The sequence below is a fragment of the Muricaecibacterium torontonense genome (assembly GCF_004793925.1).
Taxonomy (GTDB): domain Bacteria; phylum Actinomycetota; class Coriobacteriia; order Coriobacteriales; family Atopobiaceae; genus Leptogranulimonas; species Leptogranulimonas caecicola.
Genome location: NZ_SRYE01000004.1, coordinates 72770 through 91493 on the forward strand (window position 1 = coordinate 72770; position 18724 = coordinate 91493).

Here is an 18724-nt window from a genome sequence, read left to right on the forward strand (position 1 = left end):
AGGACAAGTGGACGCATCTTTTAAGACTCTTTTGGTTCCTGTACCAAAGGCTCGCTGGCAACAGGATAGCCGTTCTCGTCTTTTTCTTGAGACAGCGTGGGCGGCACGTTTTCCAACGCACGGCTAATGCGGTCTGCCTCGTCAGTAGACTCATCGATGGCAAAGGCGATCTCTGGGGTCACGCGCCATCCCAAAGCACGTCCCAAAAGGCTGCGAATGCGGCCCTTTGCCCGGGTTAGCGCCTGCAGCACTTCCTCATAGCGATCCGCATCGCAGGAGACGTAGGCTTTGAGGAAGCTCTTATCGATAGAGACTTCGCAGCCGGTGAGCGTCACGAATTGAAGCGCAGGATCGCTCACATCAAACATCAGGATATAGGCCAGCTTTTCACGAGCCTGCTCATTGATGCGTCGAGAGTTTTTGTTTTGCTTCATAGGTCCTTCTTCTGAAAAAGAAGGGCGCCCGACAGGCGGGCGCCCCCTAGATTTGTGTGGTGCCACCTAAGAGGCGAGCTACTCGGTGCGGGCCACCTGAACGATCTTGTAACCCTCAATGAGGTCGCCGGGGTGAATGTCCTGGTAGTTTTCCAGGCCAATGCCACATTCATACCCACTCTTCACGCTCTTGACGTCGTCTTTATAGCGGCGTAAGGAAGCGATCTTGCCATCGTAGATGACGATGCCGTTGCGGGTCAGGCGCACTGAGTCATCACGGGATATCTCGCCCTCGGTAACCATACAGCCGGCAGCGATGCCCACCTTGGGAACCTTGAAGGTATCGCGCACCTCGGCGACGCCTGTCTGCACCTCTTCCTCAGTGGGTTGGAGCATACCGATACGAGCGGCATCGATGTCCTCGATGGCCTTGTAGATGACCTGATAGCACTTGATCTGCACGTTGTCGCGCTCTGCGGCAGTGCGGGCCTTAGCCTCTGGGCGCACGCCGAAGCCGATGATGATGGCGTTGGAAGCGTCTGCCAGGATGACGTCGGTCTCGGAGATGGCGCCCACTGCGCTGTGGATGATGTTGATACGCACCTCGGATTGATCCATCTTGCCCAAGGCGTCGGAGAGGGCCTCGATAGAACCTTGCACGTCGGCCTTGACCACCAGGTTGAGTTCCTTGACCTCAGCATCCTGCATGGTGTCAAAGAGGTTCTCCAGGGTGATGTGCTTGACCTTGTTCTGTTCCTCGATGCGGGCTTTGAGGGCGCGGGATTCAGCCAGGTCGCGCGCATCACGCTCGTCTTGGAAGACGCGGAACTCGTCGCCGGCGGCAGGTACCGAGGAAAGGCCCAGGATCTCAACAGGATCAGAGGGGCCTGCAACCTCAACGGGATTGCCGTGCTGGTCGAGCATGGCGCGCACGCGGCCATAGCTCATACCCGCCACCAGCGAGTCGCCCACGTGGAGGGTACCGCGGTTTACCAGCAGGGTGGCTACCGAGCCGCGACCGCGGTCCAGCTTGGCCTCGAGCACATAGCCAGAGGCGAAGGTGTTGGGGTTGGCCTTAAGCTCGAGCACATCTGCCTGAAGCAGGATCGTCTCGAGCAGCTCGTCGATACCGATGCCCTTCTTGGCAGAGATATTGACGAACATGTTCTCGCCGCCCCACTCCTCGGGTATGACGCCATACTCGGTGAGTTCTTGACGCACGCGGTCAGGGTTGGCGTCGTCGCGATCGATCTTGTTGACCGCCACCACGATGGGCACGCCGGCCGCCTTGGCATGGTTGATGGACTCGATGGTCTGGGGCATCACGCCGTCGTCTGCAGCCACAACAAGAACAACGATGTCGGTGACCTTGGCGCCACGAGCACGCATGGCGGTGAAGGTCTCGTGGCCAGGGGTATCGACAAAGGTAATGATGCGGCCGTTGATCTTTACCTGAGAAGCACCGATGTGCTGGGTGATGCCACCGGCCTCGCCTGCTGCCACACCGGTATGACGGATGGCGTCCAAAGTGGAAGTCTTGCCATGGTCGACATGACCCATGACGGTAACCACTGGAGGACGGCTTACCAGGTCTTTGGGATCATCATAGAAGGTGAAGGAGTTCTCCTCCTCCTTGGTCATGACCTTGACCTTGCGGCCCAGGTCGTCGGCAATGAGCTCGATGAGGTCGTCAGACATGGTCTGGGTCATGGTCAAAGACACGCCCAGAAGGAAGAGGCGCTTGACGATGTCGTTGGCGGGGATCTCCAGAAGGTCTGCCACCTCGGCCACGGTAGAGCCCTGGGGCACCTTCACCACATCGAGCTTGGTGATGTCTTGGTCGTTGGCCAAAGCCTCTTGGATGGCCTGCTTCTTAGCGGCCTCCTCGGCCTGCTTCTGACGATGCTCCTTGCGCTTCTTGCGACGACCGGTGGACTCCCGGTTCGCTTCCTCTACCGAGGCTCGAGCATCTTCCAAGATACGCTCGCGGTTGTATTCCTCTTGGGAGCGAGTGCTGCGATCAAAACGGTCCTCGTCGGGATTGTCGTGACGATGCTTCTTGTTGTTGCGGCGGTTGGAAGCAGCGGCAGCCTTCTCGGGCGAAGGAGCCATGTCGGCAGGCATAGGACGAGATGCGGTGGCGGCGCCGCGGGCTTCTCGGCCAGCGTTTTTATTGGGGCGGCCACGGCGCTCGCCGGAATTGTCGCGCTGCTTGGCCTTCTCGGCTTTCTCGGCTTTTTTGGCTTCCTTAGCCTCTTTGGCAGCCTCTTTCTGCTGCTTGAGCACCTCTTCTTGCTGAGCGATCTGCTCGAGCAGGCTGGTGAATTTAGGCATGGAAGTGGGAGCTGTGTCCTTTACGCGGTTCTTCTCTTCCTCGGCCTTTCGAGCGGCTTCCTCGGCGGCGCGGCGCTCTTCCTCGGCCTTGCGGGCGGCTTCCTCGGCGGCGCGGCGAGCCTCTTCCTCGGCGCGCTCCTTGGCACGGCGCTCCTCGGCGGCGCGGCGCTCAGCCTCCTCGGCGGCGCGGCGAGTCTCTTCCTCCTCTTTGCGGGCGGCCTCTTCGGCTTCTTGGGCGCGGCGGATCTCTTCCTCGCGAGCCTTGAGCACGGGGGCCAGCTTCTTGCGCACCATGGAGACGTAGGCGTCTTCCAAGGCGGAGGAGGCGGACTTTGCCGGGATCTTCATGTCGCGGAGATGCTCGAGCATCTCTTTACTTGGGATACCAAACTCTTTCGCAAGTTCGCTTACGCGGGTTTTTGCCATGCAATCAACCTTCCTTAGGCGTGTTGAGAATTACGGGCCTTAAGAAGGCCGATCAGATAAGAGAAACGGTGTCGTCAGAGTCTTCCATGTCCAAAGGCATCTCGGGCTCAGCATCGACTAAGTCGGGAACTTCGTTGGCCTTCTGCTGATATTTGGCAATGAGGCTCTGAGCTAGGCTCTCGTTTTTGATGTCTATGTGGTAGCCGGTGAGACGAGCTGCCAGACGGGCGTTTTGACCCTTCTTGCCAATGGCCAAAGAAAGCTGGTCGTCGGGCACAATGACGGTGGCGTAGGTGCGCTCAGGGTCGGGATCTACGATGACACGGGAGACGCGCGCAGGAGAGAGGGCGTTGGCCACGCGCTGAGCAGGGTCGTCGCTCCAGCGCACCACGTCAACGCGCTCGCCACGGAGCTCTGCCACCACGTTGCGCACGCGAGTGCCCTTGGGGCCCACGCAGGCGCCCACCGGATCCAGATGATCGTCCAGGGTGCTCACTGCAATCTTGGAACGACGGCCAGGCTCGCGGGCTATGGAGTCGATCTCCACTACGCCATCATAGATCTCAGGCACCTCAAGCTCGAAGAGGCGGCGCAAAAGGTCAGGATGGTTGCGAGACACCACAATGGAGGGACGAGACATCTCGCCACGGACCGATTGCATACGGGTCTGAGGATCGCGCACCTGGATAATCAAGGCCTTGATGCGCTGACCTACCTGGTAGTGCTCGTTGGCCGGGCTCTCATTGAGCTCATCGGGGCGCGCCTCGTCATGACCCTCGACACCGCGGAAGTGAGGCAGCTCAGCCTCGATGCCCTCGCGGATCTTGATGATGGTGAAGTCAGGCACCGATTGGATGACCGTGCCGGTGATGATATCGCCGATACGCTGGGAGAACTCCTCGTATATGAGCTGACGGGCAGCGTTGCGGCTGATGGCTGCAATCTCGCTCTTGGCATGAAGGGCGGCAATGCGGCTGATGCCAGGGTCGTCTACCGCCACCTCTTCAAACTCGTCATACTCGCCGGTCTCGGGGTTTTCCTCCCCCACTGGCTCCAGGCGATAGAGGAAGAATTTGCCAGAGGTACGGTCGATGGTGACCTTGGCGCCATAGGGGAACTTCTGCGGATCCAGCTCGCTATAGCTTTTGGCCAGCGACTGCTCCAGGCGGTCCAGAAGATAAAGCTCGTCGATGTGTCGCTCATGGCAGAGGGCCATGAGGGCCTCCATCATTTCGTTGTTGTGTTCAGATCCTTTGGTCTGTGCCATGTGGCCAACATCCTTTCTTAGCTGCGTTTATCGTCTGCGCGGGCTTTCTGTTGCCGAGAAACCCGCGCCTCGAAGGTCGAAACTGACTGGTGGTTGCCTGACCGGTTAGAAGCGGGGCTTGATGTGGGCCGACTGCACTTCGCCCAGAGGCAAATGCTCTTGGACATCATCGCACTCCAAGAGGATCTGCCCGTCTTCGAAACCTGCCAGCTCGCCGGTGAAGTTACGGCGCCCCTCATGGCCACGAAGCTTCACTTGAACGGTCTCACCCACATAGCGCTGGAAGTCTTGAGGTCTGCGCAGGGGCCTGTCGAGACCCGGACTGGACACTTCCAAAATATAAGAGCCGGGGAAGGGATCGTCTGCCTCGATAATCTTGTCGATCCAGGCGTTTTGGGCTGCCACGTCCTCCAAAGTGATGGGATCTTTAGCAGGATCGAGCCGGTCAATGCGCACACGGACTATGGATGCCTTTGCAGAACCTGAGACCTCCACATCTACAATATCGATGCCATGAGATGGGGCAGAAGCTTCTAAAGCCTCGATAAGGCGATCTCTAATCTCGCTGGTCTTGGCCATAGCCTTCCCCCTTTCGTTTCCAAAAAGAAGGAAGCGGGGCGAAAAATCGCTCCCACTTCCTCGTTTGAACATCATATGAACAAAGTCAGTATGCCAGCCTTAACTTAACGCGTCAAGGGACAGACGCTTTAGGATACTGGCTGCACAGGACCCACACGGCTTCCAAGCCTAGCTGACAGTAGCCTGCACCTCATAGGCAGGCACATCGGTTTGGGGATCCGAGAAGCTCACCAACCTCCCCTCGTCATCAAAGGTCATTGTGACGTAATGGGTGTCCGATGAGGTAACCCCTGCGTAATCAGTGCCAAACCGCGACCAGTCCCAGTTCACATGCACCTCTGCGGTAGCCGAGAGCCCGTCGTCTGCCATCTCCACCGCCATGGAGGAGATGGATCGCTGGAGGCTTTGGATCTTCTCGTCGATGTCTTGGTGCTTGCCACCGCCCTTCACCAGGCCATACCACACCTCATGAGCAGACTTTCCGTAGTAAGGAGAGCTGGGTGACAACAGGGGTATTAGCTTGGCCCCAATGGCATCTCCCGAAGGGTCGGTGTTGTAGACGATGGAGATGATCTGCTCAGCAGTGTCTTTGGCCAAGTTGCTCTTGGGTGAGGTGATGGTCACCTTGACAAGGCCACCCACCTTTAATTGAGTGCCCGCTGCAGGTTCCTGGGAGACCACGGTGTTCATAGCCTGGCCGTCCTTGGGCTTGGCAGGCTCGAACTGCCCTACCAAGCCAGCTTTTTGCAGAGCGTCCATAGCCTCGTCTTTTGACATCTTGGAAAGATCTGGCACTACCGGGGTCTTTGCCACCGTAAGCTCGCAGACCATGTCGTTGGGAACTTCAACTCCTGCCACCAAAGATGTGGACAGCACCGTGCCATCTGCCTCGTCGCTCGGCTCATAGACGCTCTCATGGGCGATGCCAAGGTCATCCAGGGCAGCGATGGCATCGGTCTCTGCCTGCCCTACCAAATCGGGCATGGTACGAGCCTTGGCTACCGTGAGCGTAATGAGGTCGCCTTTATCGGCTTTCGCGCCCGCAGGGGGATCTTGGGCAGTCACCAGGCCAGAGTGGGAGGTGGGATCGGCCGCCTCGACTACTTTGACCGAGTAACCAGCTTCTTCGAGTTTGTCTTGGGCGCGCTCAACGCGCCAGCCCACCACGTCAGGCAGACCGCTATTGACATCGATAAAGCGAGTCACCACAAAATAGAGACCCACGCAAAAGAGCGCAACTAACAGAAAGGCGATGATGGACCGTCCAATATAGCGCGGACGGTCCTTCTTGTTACCTTTGCCCACGCCTGAGAGCCCTTCCACAGATAGGCGCGAGTGTTGAGCAGCCGCCGCATGCCCCCCGCGACCGGGGCTCAGATTGGCGCCGCAGGCAGGACAACGGGCAGGAAGGAGCCCTTCGCCTAGATCGGTGTCGCAATGAGGGCATTTCATAGACACGTTCCTTATTTGGCGACGATATTCACGAGCTTTCCGGGCACTACGATGACTTTCATCACTTGCTTGCCAGACAGTTCTGAGGCTACGGCATCGAGAGCGGCAGCCTCCAACTCATCTTTGGTGGCGGAGGCAGATACGTTGAGACGGGCACGGATCTTGCCCTTGATTTGCACTACGATCTCCACGGTGTCGGCCGCTGCCAGTGCAGGATCAAAGGTAGGCCAAGGCTCATCGAACATGGAGTTGTCCATAGCCAAGGCCTCGTGACCCAGCTCGTCGGCCCAATGGGGGCATACCGGCGAGAGCATAGTGGCCAGATCGTGGGCATAGCGATAGAGCAAGGCGGCATGACGGTCTGCTGGCTGCGTCTTGGCGAGATAGGCGTTGCCGGCATTCATGAGCTCCATGAGCGCCGAGATGGCAGTGTTGTACTGCCTGCGCTCATAGTCATCGGTGCATTTGATGCCAAGCCTGTGGATCTCGCGCAGAAGCTCTTGGCCAGCCTCATCCAGCTCGCGAGGATCGATACCAGCCTTAGCGTCTGCCTTGGCCTGTTGGATGGATCCGGCGTTTTGTGCAGCCGAAAGCGAGGCCTCCCAGAGACTTTTCCACGCGCGCTTCAAGAAGCGGTTGCAGCCGGCTACCGCTTTGGGATCCCAGTCGAAGTCTTTCTCGGGAGGGGCGATAAAGAGGATCGCCAGACGCATGGTGTCTGCGCCATAGGGGTCGATGACGCTCGAGGGAGGCACCACGTTGCCCTTGGACTTGGACATGACGTCGCCGTTCTCGTCTTTGACCATGCCTTGGCACAGCAAATCCAGGAAAGGCTCATCCACGTCGATCATGCCCATGTCGCGCATGGCTTTGGTCCAGAAGCGCGAGTAGAGCAAGTGTAGGATGGCGTGCTCGATGCCGCCGATGTAGTTATCCACCGGCATCCAGCGGTCTGCCGCCTTGTGACTGATGGGTTCCCGATCGTTGTGGGGATCGCAATAGCGCAGGTAATACCAGCTGGAATCCGTAAAGGTATCCATGGTGTCAGTCTCACGCCGAGCAGGGCCACCGCACACAGGGCAGGTGGTCTCGTAAAACTCAGGGCACTCAGCCAACGTCTCCCCTGCCGAAAGATCCAGGCTATCCGGCAGCATTACCGGCAGGTCGCTCTCCGGCACGGGCACGATGCCACAATGAGGGCAATGAACGGCAGGGATGGGATTTCCCCAATAGCGCTGCCGAGAAATGAGCCAATCGCGCAGGCGGAAGTTGACCGCGGGTCGACCCACGCCCTTCTCTTCCAAGAATTCGATGATGGCCTGAGTACCCTCGGAATGCTTGCCGCCCTTCATACCGGTGAAGGGGCCGGATTGTACCAAGATGCCCTCGGCAGCCATGGCATGATCCCAAGGCACGTTGGTCACTATCAGATCTTTTTCTTGAGCCAGCTCAGGATAGAGGGGGTCGGTTGGCTCGAGGATGATGGGAGGAATGGGCAGATCGTATTTACGAGCAAACTGGAAGTCGCGCTCGTCGCCGCAAGGGACGCCCATGACAGCGCCGGTACCGTAGTCAGTAAGCACATAGTCGGCTACCCAGATAGGCAGCAAGCGACCGTTTACAGGGTTGACCATATAGCGGCCAGTGAAGGCTCCGTGCTTCTCGGTATCTCCGGAAGCACGATCCACTGCACTGGTAGCCTCGGCGATATCGATGACCTCTTGCACTGCCGCTTCATAGGGAGTGCCATCTACCAGCTCATGAAGAAGCGGGTACTCAGGCGCCAGGAGGAAGAAGCTGGCACCAAAGAGGGTGTCAGGACGGGTGGTGAACACCGTCATGAGCTGGGAGGTGGGCTCGCCATTGGCGTCTGCCAGGGCAAAGTCGATCTCTGCGCCTTCAGACTTGCCAATCCAGTTGCGCTGCATTTGCTTGACGCGCTCAGGCCAATGGTCGAGCTTGTCGATATCGTCTAGCAACTCTTCTGCATAGTCGGTGATCTTTAGATACCACTGGGTGAGTTCGCGGCGCTCAGGCACGGTGCCGCAACGCCAGCAACGACCTTCAGTCACCTGCTCGTTTGCCAGTACGGTATTGCACTGAGGACACCAATTCACAGGAGACTTACGCCTGTCCACCAGGCCTTTCTCCCACATCTTGAGGAAGATGTATTGGCCCCAGCGGTAGTAGTCGGGGTCGCAGGTGCGCACCAGGCGATCATAATCATAGGAGAAGCCCATGCGCTTCATGGTGGCTACGGCGCGATCCATGTTGTCATAAGTCCAGGTAGCCGGCTGGGTGTGATGCTTGATGGCGGCATTTTCTGCCGGCAGGCCAAAGGCATCAAATCCTATGGGATGCAGCACGTCAAAACCGCGCATGCGTGCCTGGCGGGCCATAGCGTCGCCAATGGTGTAGTTGCGAGCATGTCCCATGTGAAGATCGCCGGAGGGATAGGGAAACATCTCAAGCACGTATTTTTTGGGCTTATCGGGATTTTCCTCTGTCTTATAGAGGCTCTCTTCTTCCCAGATCTTTTGCCACTTCTCCTCGATTTGGGTGGCGTTGTACTCAGGAATCACGAGCTCAGAGTTGCGGTTGGTGCTATCGGACACTATTCCTCCTATAACAACTGCCACCCAGAGTATGGGTGGCAGTTCAAGCGCTTTTAAGCTTGCACATATCGATTATAGTCAATTATTGAAAAGAACCTGTTGGTTGGTTTCTTTAAGTACCACGTCGTGGGCGCCGCCCTCAACCAACGAAGTGGCACTCACCAGCGTAAGGCGTGCCTTCTCTTTGAGCTCGTCGAGAGTCAGAGCACCACAATTGCACATGGTGGAGCGGATCTTGAGCAGAGAGCTCTGAACGCCGTCGCGCAAAGGACCAGCGTAGGGCACATAGGAATCTACGCCCTCTACAAATGAAAGCTTTTTGTCTCCGCCCAAGTCATAGCGGGCCCAGTTGCGGGCGCGAGCAGAGCCCTCGCCCCAGTACTCCTTCATGTAGGAGCCGTTCACCGTCACACGCTCAGAGGGACTCTCGTCGAAGCGGGCGAAGTAGCGGCCAAGCATAAGGAAGTCTGCGCCCATAGCCAACGCCAAGGTCATATGGTAGTCATAGACGATGCCGCCGTCAGAGCATACAGGTACATAGACGCCAGTCTCTTCGAAGTACTGATCTCGAGCCTCGCACACATCGATGAGCGCAGAGGCTTGGCCTCGGCCAATGCCCTTCTGCTCACGGGTGATGCAAATGGAGCCACCACCAATGCCCACCTTGACAAAGTCGGCTCCGGCGTCTGCCAAAAAGCGGAAGCCCTCGGCATCCACCACATTGCCAGCGCCTACTTTGACGCTGTCGCCATAATTCTCGCGGATCCAGGCCAAGGTGCGAGCCTGCCACTCCGAATACCCCTCGGAAGAGTCGATGCACAAAGCATCTGCCCCGGCCTCCACCAGAAGAGGCACACGCTCTGCATAATCGCGGGTATTGATACCCGCGCCTACCACATAGCGCTTGGAAGCATCCAAAAGCTCATTGGGATTGGACTTGTGGGAGTCATAGTCCTTGCGGAACACAAGGCCTACCAAAGAGCCGTCTTCCTCAACAATGGGCAGCTGATTAAGCTTGTTTTCCCAGATTATGTCGTTGGCCTCAGAGAGGTTGACGGTGGCAGGAGCCACGATGACCTTTTCCACAGGAGTCATGAACTCACGAACGAGCTTATCTTGAGGATCACGGCTAGGACGATAATCACGGGAGGTCACGATACCCAACAGCTTGCCGTGGGGAGCACCGTTCTCTGTCACAGGCATGGCAGAATGGTGGGTTTGCTCTTTTAAACGCATGACCTCTGCCAAAGTCATATCTGGCGTGAGGTTGGAGTCTGAAACTACGACGCCGGCCTTGTATGACTTCACCTCGCGAATCATGCGGGCTTCATCCTCGGCGGTTTGAGAGCCATAGATAAAGCTCATACCGCCTTCTTGAGCCAGAGCGATAGCCAGGCGGGGGCCAGACACTGCCTGCATGATGGCAGACACCATGGGAGTATTGAGGGTAATCGCAGGCTCTTCGCCACGGCGGAACTTGACTAGAGGCGCCTTTAGATCGACATTGGCCGGAATGCACTCGGAAGACGAGTAGCCGGGCACCAACAAGTACTCGGAAAAGGTGTGAGATACGCCAGGGAAGAAAGTTGCCATGCATGCTCCTTGGTCTGCTGAGGACAATCGCTATGCCTACTGAATGTAGCCACAAGTCTTCGCAATGATAACGCAAAGCCAACGATTGGTACCTGCGATGAAGCCAGCTACTCGCTAGTGATTTGATCCACCGACATCGCAAACTCGTGCTTGGTGGGCACCCACTCCACTTTTTTGAAGAGTGCCACCAAGTTAATAGGGATGTAGGTGAGCATAAAGAGCGGGAAGGTAAAGATATTTGCAATGATGCGCCAGCGCTTGGTGGAATGAATGTGGGAGCGCTCAAAGATCGTTGTGAGCAACACTGCTACAAAGAAGGTGAAATAGGCCGAGATAAACGCCATTGCAATTGAGCCTAAGCACATAGATATCTCAACGTCTGTGGCCAAAAAACCGTGGCTTAATGACCCTGCAATGAGATAAGTGCCATTGATCATGACGGAAAGGACTGTGAGGATCGTTGCCGGAGCTACCGTCATGAACATGTCGTAGCTTGAGAACCGCCCTATACCTATACCGTGAAGCAGTTCTTTGCAGTATGAGAAAAATACCTGATAGAAGCCCTTTGACCATCGAAGACGCTGTGTCCAAGATGCAGCGAAGGTCACAGGTTGCTCGTCATAAAACTCTGCAGGGGCATAGCCAATGCGGATGCCATTGGCAGCGCAAAAGGTAGAAAACTGGATATCTTCCGTAAGGGTGTGGAATGCCCAGCCACGCATAGAGCGGATAATCTTGTTCGACACCATCCAACCCGATCCAGAGATGGCGCAGCTCACACCGCAAATCATGCGAGCATTGTTCAAGAAGCGCGCCTCGCGGATGAACCAAATACCATAGGCTGAGCTGATCCAAGAAGAATCAAAGTTTTTGGAATTGCGGTAGCTCGTGGCTGCCAAATAACCCATGTCTACCACTTTGTTCATGATGTGCACGTAGTCGCGAGACAGGAGGTTGTCTGCATCGAAGATAATAAAGGCGTCATAGTAATCCTCGCCCTTCTCATCGAGCACGTTGTTAAAGCCCAAGTCTAGCGCCCAACTTTTGCCACGACGCGCCAGATCATTTCTCTCGTAGACAAAAGCGCCGGCCTCTCTGGCCACCCGCGCCGTCTCATCTGTGCAGGCATCCGCAACCACATAGATATCGATAAGCTCAGAAGGATAATTTTGGTCTTGAATGGATTTTACTAGCTGTCCTATGACTACTTCCTCGTTATGCGCGGCAATCATGAAGGCAAAACGATGGTTCTTTTTTGCATCAGGGAGCTTCACTTCTCCCTGCTTTAAGCCCACAAAAAAGTAGATGATCTGATAGAAGAAAGCCACGCTAAAGAATACCAAGGTAACGAAGTTAAAGATCACTATGGGAGTGAATCCTATACGGGCAAAATCCACGATTACCTCTTTCCTATGTGGCGCAGTTGGCTTCAAAGAATGAAGTCCTGACCCCTCATTGCCTCAAGAAGCCGAATGAGAGGCTTGACTGAATAATTGGGAAACGATGCGCTCCCCTGCCTCAGTCTTTCCCATTGACCTATCTTCGAGAGATTCCAGGACCTGTGAGAGATCTTCCGGAAGGGTGTCTGCCAGAGAAATCAACTGATGAGTCGCTGGATGTTCGAACTCTATATGCCAAGAATGAAGGAATTGTTGAGTAAGCCCTAGGTTCTTTTTAAGATCACCCAAACCATAGAGAGGATCGCCCACTACTGGATGATGTATATGAGCCATATGCACGCGTATCTGATGCGTGCGGCCTGTATAGAGGTGACACTCTACCAAGGTATAGCCATCGTCTTTTGGGCCGGCTTCAAAGCGCTCAAGAGTGGCGAAGGTAGTGATGGCGCCACGAGCAGCAGGATCCTCAGTAGCCATTTGACGCGTACGGTCCCTCGTCGACCGGGTAATATTTGCATCAATGATACCGCTATCAGGAGCTATATAGCCCTGGACCAAAGTGACATAGCGCCTATCGAGAGTGCGCATGCGGATAAGATCTTGCAATTCCTTTTGGATCTCATCATCTTTTGCAGCCACCATAAGACCAGAGGTGTCTCTGTCTAAACGGTGCACAATGCCAGGACGATCCTCTCCCTGCAAAAGCCCTACATGCTCAGGGCCACAGTGCGCCACAAGCGCGTTTGCCAAAGTGTCGTCTATATGGCCCGGGCTAGGATGACATACTAGGCCGGCCTGTTTGGAAAGTACAATTAAACGGTCATCCTCAAAGCGAATATCCAAAGGAATGGGGTTTGGCGTAAGTATTGGATTTACGCTTTGAGGGTCAGGTAACTCGGCCTGTACATAATCCCCCATTTGCACGCGCTCAGACTTGGAGGAAGCAGGGGTGCCATTAATGGTCACATGTCCCTCTTCGATGATTTTGGCGCAGGCTGAGCGACTTGGAGCTCCCTCAAGACTTGCAAGGAACGTATCCAAACGCATGTTATGGGCTTTATCGTCGACCAACTCTGTAAGCACCGCCATGGCTAGCGGCCTTTCTTAGCGGAGTTGCGCAGCCTATCAGCAGCGCCTACGGATGTATCTCCCAGCTTGACAGAGCGCGCGGCAGCAGCGTCTTTGGCTCTGGCTGCCTTCTCTTGCTGAGAGCCCCAATGCCAAAGGGCAACAAGCCCCGCACCAATGCCGCAGCATACAAAGATATCTGCCATATTGAAAATGGCGAAGTCCATAAAAGTGGTAGCAAAAAAGTCGCATACCCAGCCATGGGCCACACGATCAATTAGATTGCCAAGACCACCACCGGCTACAACGCCACCGATGACAAGAAGGTAAGTGGGAGTTGAGGGATGCTTCCAGATCTCATAGCCAATGCCAACTACTACTGCGAGGGCTATGGCAATAAAGAGCCAGCCCGCTCCCTCCCCTAAGGAGAAGGCAGCTCCTGTATTTTTCACCAGCAGGAGATCCATCACATGAGGGATGAAGGTCACAGGTTTTCCGGGGACAAGATTAGCTAAGGCCCAGGCCTTGACCACCTGATCTACCACCACACAAAGCAGTGCAGTAATAGACCAGATGGCCATGGAGCGAGCATGTTTCACCTATTCTTCTCCCTGCTCAGCATCGAGGGCTTCATGGCAACGATCGCATAGGCCATCCTCACCAAGTTCACGCCAGTTCCAGCAACGAGGGCATTTTTCGCCAGCCGCAGGCTCAACGGTCACGCTGAGCTCGGGGCCAAAGGACACCTGAACCTGAGAGCAGACCAAAGGCTCGGCAAGATCTCCACCCATGACCTCGTAGAGCGACTTCATCGCCGGATCGTCTTGGGGAAGCACCACATGGGCCTTGGTGGCTTGGGTGGTCTTCTCGGTAATCACCTCAGATGCCAACGCCTCCTCATAGGCTTTGGTGTAGGCAGAGCGCACCTCAAGCAGGGCATTATAGGCGGCTAGCAACGTCTCATCTTGGTCAAGCGTGGGAGCCTCATACCATGACAGCAATGCTGCGAAGTCCTTGCCCTCACGCATGGCGACAGGAACATACTCGAGTACTTCGTCGGTGGTATAGGCCAAGATGGGCTGTAGGTCGCGCAGGAGCATGGAGAGAATCTCGTACCAAACGGTTTGACAACTGCGACGGGTGACAGAATCTGCAGCATCACAGTACATGCGATCCTTGGTGGCGTTGAGGTAGCCATTGGAGAGCTCGGTGATCACGTAGTCATAGAGCGTGCGATACACAAGGTTAAAGCGATAGTCTGCATAGGCATCGCTCACCTTTTGGTGTACCTGGGCCAAACGAGCCAATGTCATGCGATCGTAGGCAGTAAGCTCGTTGAACGGAATTCCATCGACAGCCGGATCGAATTGACCTTCAAGCTCGCCCAACAGGAAGCGGAAGGTATTGCGGAAGCGACGATACGCATCAGAGACACGCTCGAGGATCTGCTTGTCGCAAGGCATGTCGGTAGTGGCGTCGATGGATGCCACCCACAGACGCACAATCTCTGCGCCCAGAGAGTCGCATACCTCGCCGGGATCGATGGTATTGCCCAGCGACTTGCTCATCTTGCGTCCTTGGCCATCCAAAGTAAAGCCATTGGTGAGCACGCCTTTGAATGGGGGGCACCCATAGGCGCCCATAGAGGTGAGCAGCGAGCTTTGGAACCAGCCTCGATGCTGGTCAGATCCTTCGACGTAGAGATCTGCGGGGAAGCGCAGCTCTGGACGACTTTGAAGCACAGCAGTATGCGAGACGCCCGAGTCCCACCAGACATCCAAGATATCCTTGTTGGCCTTAAGGTGGTGGCCTCCACATTCGGGGCATACGTCCGCATCGCCCAGGTACTCAGAGGGATCTTCCATAAACCAAGCGTCAGAGCCCTTCTCATTAAAGAGCCTTATCACGGCATCCAAGGTCGCGTCATTCATTACAGTGGCGCCGCAGTCTGCGCAGGTGAAAGCAGGGATAGGCACACCCCAGACACGTTGGCGGGAGATGCACCAATCAGGACGGCCTTCGATCATCGAATAGATACGCTTGGCCGAATGAGCAGGGTACCAGCGCACATCATGCTCAATGGCGTCCAAGGCGTTGTCGCGTAGATGGGTGTCGTCCATGGAGACAAACCACTGCTCGGTAGCGCGGAAGATCACGGGGTTCTTGCAGCGCCAGCAATGTGGATAGCTGTGAGTGATCTTGCCCGCATGCACAAGCACGCCCCGCTCATCAAGCCATTGGATGATTTTGGGATTGGCCTCAGTGACTTCCATGCCGCTCCAAGGGCCACCTGTGCCATAGGTATCCCCCTGATAGAAGCGGCCGTCATCGTCAACCGGCATGATGATGGGCACGTCGTTCTCGACACCTACATAAAAGTCATCAGCACCATGGCCGGGAGCAATATGGACGATACCCGTACCGTCCTCTGTGCCCACATAATCTGCCAAGATCACTTTGCAGGTGACGTCATCAAAGATGGGCTGAGCATAGGTAAGACCTTCAAGCTCGTGAGAGACCGCCTGCCAAGGCTTGCCGTTCACCTCCACATAATCGAGATCCCAGCCTGCAACCTCGCAGACCTTCTGAGCAAGATCGGCAAGGACAATATAAGCTTTCCCATCATGTTTAATAGCGGTATAGATAGCTTCGGGCTTCATGGCCACGGCAGCGTTTGCAGGAAGAGTCCAAGGAGTGGTGGTCCAAATCATCACATAGAGAGGCTCTTCGATGGACTCGAGTCCTTCGGGGCGCTCCTTCATGGCATAGCCCACATAAATGGAGGGGCCTGTTACATCGGCATACTCGATCTCCGCCTCGGCAAGGGCAGTATGGCAATGGGTGCACCAATGAACAGGCTTGCGTCCGCGATAGATGGCGCCACTATCCCAGATCTTTTTGAACACCTCGATATCAGCTGCATCATGAGTATTGGAAAGCGTGAGATAGGGATGTGCCCAATCACCAAGCACACCCAAGCGGCGGAATCCGGCTTTCTGAAGGTCAATATTCTCTACCGCGAATCGCCGACACAGCTGGCGGATATCGTAGGGATCGGTTTCATTGAACTTCTTAGTGCCCAGGTGCTCTTCTACCTTATGCTCGATAGGCTGACCATGGCAGTCCCAGCCAGGCACATAGGCAATCTGACGACCTTGCATGATTTGGTAGCGATTGATGAAGTCCTTTATTATTTTATTTAGAGCATGACCAAGGTGAATAGGACCATTTGCATAGGGAGGGCCATCATGCAAAACGAAAGTCTCATGACCTTCATTTTGCGAGCGTGCAAGCTCGTAGACATCGTTCTCTTCCCACTTCGCCAAACGGCGAGGCTCCGAGGAAGCGAGACCCGCACGCATGGGAAAGCCAGTCTTGGGCAGATTGGTGGTCTTCTTGTATTGATTGGCCATCGGGCGGCTCCCTTGCTTTATTAGATATGCATAGGCGCACAAGATAATAGCACCCAGTTATAAAACAAGTGTTTCAGGCAGTCTACGGCCTACTCGATTTTCGCCTTTATCCCATGACGATCCAAGATGTGGAGAGACCTAGGGGGCTTTTTCAGGCACTTCTTTCCTAGAGTATATTGATATATAGGAATGCTTTTAGCTGGTGCTTTTGGAGATGGTTATGCGCGAAACCCCCACAGATCCAGAGATCAGATGTCTCGAGCTTCTCTCAGAGCAGTTCCCCACACGCCAAGCAGTGTTTACCGAGATTATCAACCTCGAAGCTATTTTAGGTCTTCCCAAAGCCACCGAGCATTTCATGAGCGATGTTCATGGCGAATACGCCGCTTTTGAGCATATTCTTAACAACTGTTCCGGCGTCATTCGCGAAGGAGTTCGCCATGAGTTTGCAGGTGAGCTAAGCCAAGCAGATCAAGACGACCTTTGCACGCTCATCTATTATCCTGACAAAAAGATGGTGAAAGAGTTCGAGGCTGGAATCATCGATCTTAGCTGGTGGCGTACCCATCTTATGCGTCTTTTGCGTGTAGCAAAGCACTTTGCTTCTGCCTACACGCAATCCAAAGTACGCAAAGCCATGCCGGTATCTTATGCCTATATCATCGACGAGCTTCTTCGCGACCAAATCGACCAACCCGATGCCCGAACCCATTACCATGAGCGCATTATCGACACTATTGTCGATACAGGCAGTGGCCCTGACTTCGTGGAATCTTTAGCTTCTCTCATCAAACGTCTCGCAGTCGACCGACTCCATATTGTGGGCGACCTTTTTGATCGCGGCCCCCATGCCGACAAAATCCTCGATCGCCTCATGGACTATGCCGGTGTCGATATTCAATGGGGAAATCACGACATCGTATGGATGGGGGCTGCCTGTGGCTCCCGTGTCTGCCAGGCTGCCGTGGTAAGAAACAATCTTCGCTATGGCAACCTGGAGATTCTTGAGAGTGCCTATGGCATCTCCCTTCGCGAGCTGGCGCTTTTCGCAGAACGTACCTACTTAGACGGCGATGTGCTCTCCCCTATGGAAAAGGCCATCGACATCATTTTGTTCAAGCTCGAAGCCCAACTCATTAGGCGAAATCCCGATTTTGAGATGGGCGACCGCCTGCTTTTACCTTTGGTGGATATCGAGGAAGACTGCATCCATCTTCCCGAAGGCGATGTGCCATTAGTCACCTGCGACCTTCCCACACTCCAAGGCGAGGATGTTTGCCAGCTCACATTAGAAGAGGAAGCGGTGATCGAATCTCTGGCGAGTGCCTTTGAAGCCAGCGACAGGCTCCATGCTCACATAGGCTTTCTCTACGAGCATGGTGGCATGTATAAGGTCTGCAACAATAACGTGCTTTTCCATGGGTGCGTCCCCATGACAGAAGACGACTTGTTCCCTCGATTTGTACTCCGAGGCCATGGCCTCGCCGGCCGAGACCTATTTGACTGGCTTGACCGCGAAGCGCGCCAGGCCTGGATGGATCCCTCCCAAGAGTCGCTCGATCTTATGTACTATCTGTACTGTGGCTTTCACTCCCCGCTCTGCGGTCGCATAACCAAAACCTTTGAGCGCAGTCTTGTAGCCGATGAATCTTGTTGGCACGAACCCAGAGATGAATATTGGAATCTCATCTCTTCTCCCACCGTATGCAAACAAGTCCTACGGGAATTTGGTGCCGATCCCAAGCGAGGCCATATTATCAATGGCCATACTCCAGTAAAGGCTTCTAGCGGTGAAAACCCTGTTCGTTCGGGTGGTTATCACATTGTAATCGATGGCGGCTTTTGTAAGGCTTACCACAAGACTACGGGCATCGCGGGCTATACCCTTATTGCCGATAAAAGCGGCCTTCGCATCAAGGCACATCGTGCTTTTACCTCCATTGGTAATGTGCTTGATCTCAATGCTGACATCATGAGCGACACCGATCGATTTGAAGTCGCAGAACATCCCCTGCTTGTAGAAGACTCTGATACGGGAGAAACCATCCGCCAGCGCATTCTCGAGTTGCGCGCACTCCTAGACTCTTACAATCACGGCCTTCTTAAAGAGCGGGCCAAGCGCTAACTCGCCAGCATTGCTAAC

At 55.2% G+C, this 18724-nt stretch carries 12 protein-coding genes; 1 reads left to right on the forward strand and 11 read right to left on the reverse strand.

What is annotated here, in order from left to right:
• Positions 1-20 precede the first annotated feature (20 nt).
• The 11 genes from rbfA to ileS form a co-directional block, all read right to left on the reverse strand.
• A complete protein-coding gene (rbfA, locus tag E5334_RS06740) occupies positions 21-434 on the reverse strand; it encodes a 30S ribosome-binding factor RbfA (RefSeq protein WP_136012832.1) in 414 nt (137 codons plus the stop codon).
• 78 nt (positions 435-512) lie between these two features.
• Entirely contained in the window at positions 513-3194 is a 2682-nt protein-coding gene (infB, locus tag E5334_RS06745; RefSeq protein WP_136012833.1) for a translation initiation factor IF-2, read from the reverse strand.
• A 52-nt stretch (positions 3195-3246) separates the two neighbouring features.
• Complete coding sequence (nusA, locus tag E5334_RS06750) at positions 3247-4461, reverse strand: transcription termination factor NusA (RefSeq protein WP_136012834.1); 1215 nt, start codon at positions 4459-4461, stop codon at positions 3247-3249.
• Positions 4462-4566: 105 nt separating this feature from the next.
• Positions 4567-5040: a ribosome maturation factor RimP gene (locus E5334_RS06755; RefSeq protein ID WP_136012835.1), complete on the reverse strand. Its 474-nt coding sequence runs from the start codon at positions 5038-5040 to the stop codon at positions 4567-4569.
• A 168-nt stretch (positions 5041-5208) separates the two neighbouring features.
• Complete coding sequence (locus E5334_RS06760; protein ID WP_136012836.1) at positions 5209-6492, reverse strand: PASTA domain-containing protein; 1284 nt, start codon at positions 6490-6492, stop codon at positions 5209-5211.
• An 11-nt stretch (positions 6493-6503) separates the two neighbouring features.
• Positions 6504-9107 carry a leucine--tRNA ligase gene (leuS, locus tag E5334_RS06765; RefSeq protein WP_275438969.1) on the reverse strand — a complete coding sequence of 868 codons (2604 nt, stop codon included), beginning with the start codon at positions 9105-9107 and terminating at the stop codon, positions 6504-6506.
• A gap of 78 nt (positions 9108-9185) precedes the next feature.
• Positions 9186-10700, reverse strand: a complete 1515-nt coding sequence (locus E5334_RS06770) for an IMP dehydrogenase (RefSeq protein ID WP_136012837.1) — start codon at positions 10698-10700, stop codon at positions 9186-9188.
• 107 nt (positions 10701-10807) lie between these two features.
• Complete coding sequence (locus E5334_RS06775; RefSeq protein WP_136012838.1) at positions 10808-12097, reverse strand: glycosyltransferase family 2 protein; 1290 nt, start codon at positions 12095-12097, stop codon at positions 10808-10810.
• A gap of 63 nt (positions 12098-12160) precedes the next feature.
• Positions 12161-13189: an RluA family pseudouridine synthase gene (locus E5334_RS06780; RefSeq protein ID WP_136012839.1), complete on the reverse strand. Its 1029-nt coding sequence runs from the start codon at positions 13187-13189 to the stop codon at positions 12161-12163.
• Between the two features lie 2 nt (positions 13190-13191).
• Entirely contained in the window at positions 13192-13767 is a 576-nt protein-coding gene (gene lspA, locus E5334_RS06785; RefSeq protein WP_136012840.1) for a signal peptidase II, read from the reverse strand.
• A complete protein-coding gene (gene ileS / locus E5334_RS06790; protein WP_136012841.1) occupies positions 13768-16581 on the reverse strand; it encodes an isoleucine--tRNA ligase in 2814 nt (937 codons plus the stop codon).
• 220 nt (positions 16582-16801) lie between these two features.
• Between ileS and E5334_RS06795 the strand changes: the two genes are divergently transcribed.
• A complete protein-coding gene (locus E5334_RS06795) occupies positions 16802-18706 on the forward strand; it encodes a fructose-1,6-bisphosphatase (protein WP_136012842.1) in 1905 nt (634 codons plus the stop codon).
• Positions 18707-18724 lie beyond the last annotated feature (18 nt).

Bases quoted from the DNA above. Each gene is read 5' to 3' on its own strand.
- rbfA (WP_136012832.1), bottom strand. From the start codon at position 434: ATGAAGCAAAACAAAAACTCTCGACGCATCAATGAGCAGGCTCGTGAA.
- E5334_RS06755 (WP_136012835.1), bottom strand. From the start codon at position 5,040: ATGGCCAAGACCAGCGAGATTAGAGATCGCCTTATCGAGGCTTTAGAA.
- nusA (WP_136012834.1), bottom strand. From the start codon at position 4,461: ATGGCACAGACCAAAGGATCTGAACACAACAACGAAATGATGGAGGCC.
- E5334_RS06780 (WP_136012839.1), bottom strand. From the start codon at position 13,189: ATGGCGGTGCTTACAGAGTTGGTCGACGATAAAGCCCATAACATGCGT.
- E5334_RS06795 (WP_136012842.1), top strand. From the start codon at position 16,802: ATGCGCGAAACCCCCACAGATCCAGAGATCAGATGTCTCGAGCTTCTC.
- E5334_RS06770 (WP_136012837.1), bottom strand. From the start codon at position 10,700: ATGGCAACTTTCTTCCCTGGCGTATCTCACACCTTTTCCGAGTACTTG.
- E5334_RS06760 (WP_136012836.1), bottom strand. From the start codon at position 6,492: ATGAAATGCCCTCATTGCGACACCGATCTAGGCGAAGGGCTCCTTCCT.
- infB (WP_136012833.1), bottom strand. From the start codon at position 3,194: ATGGCAAAAACCCGCGTAAGCGAACTTGCGAAAGAGTTTGGTATCCCA.
- ileS (WP_136012841.1), bottom strand. From the start codon at position 16,581: ATGGCCAATCAATACAAGAAGACCACCAATCTGCCCAAGACTGGCTTT.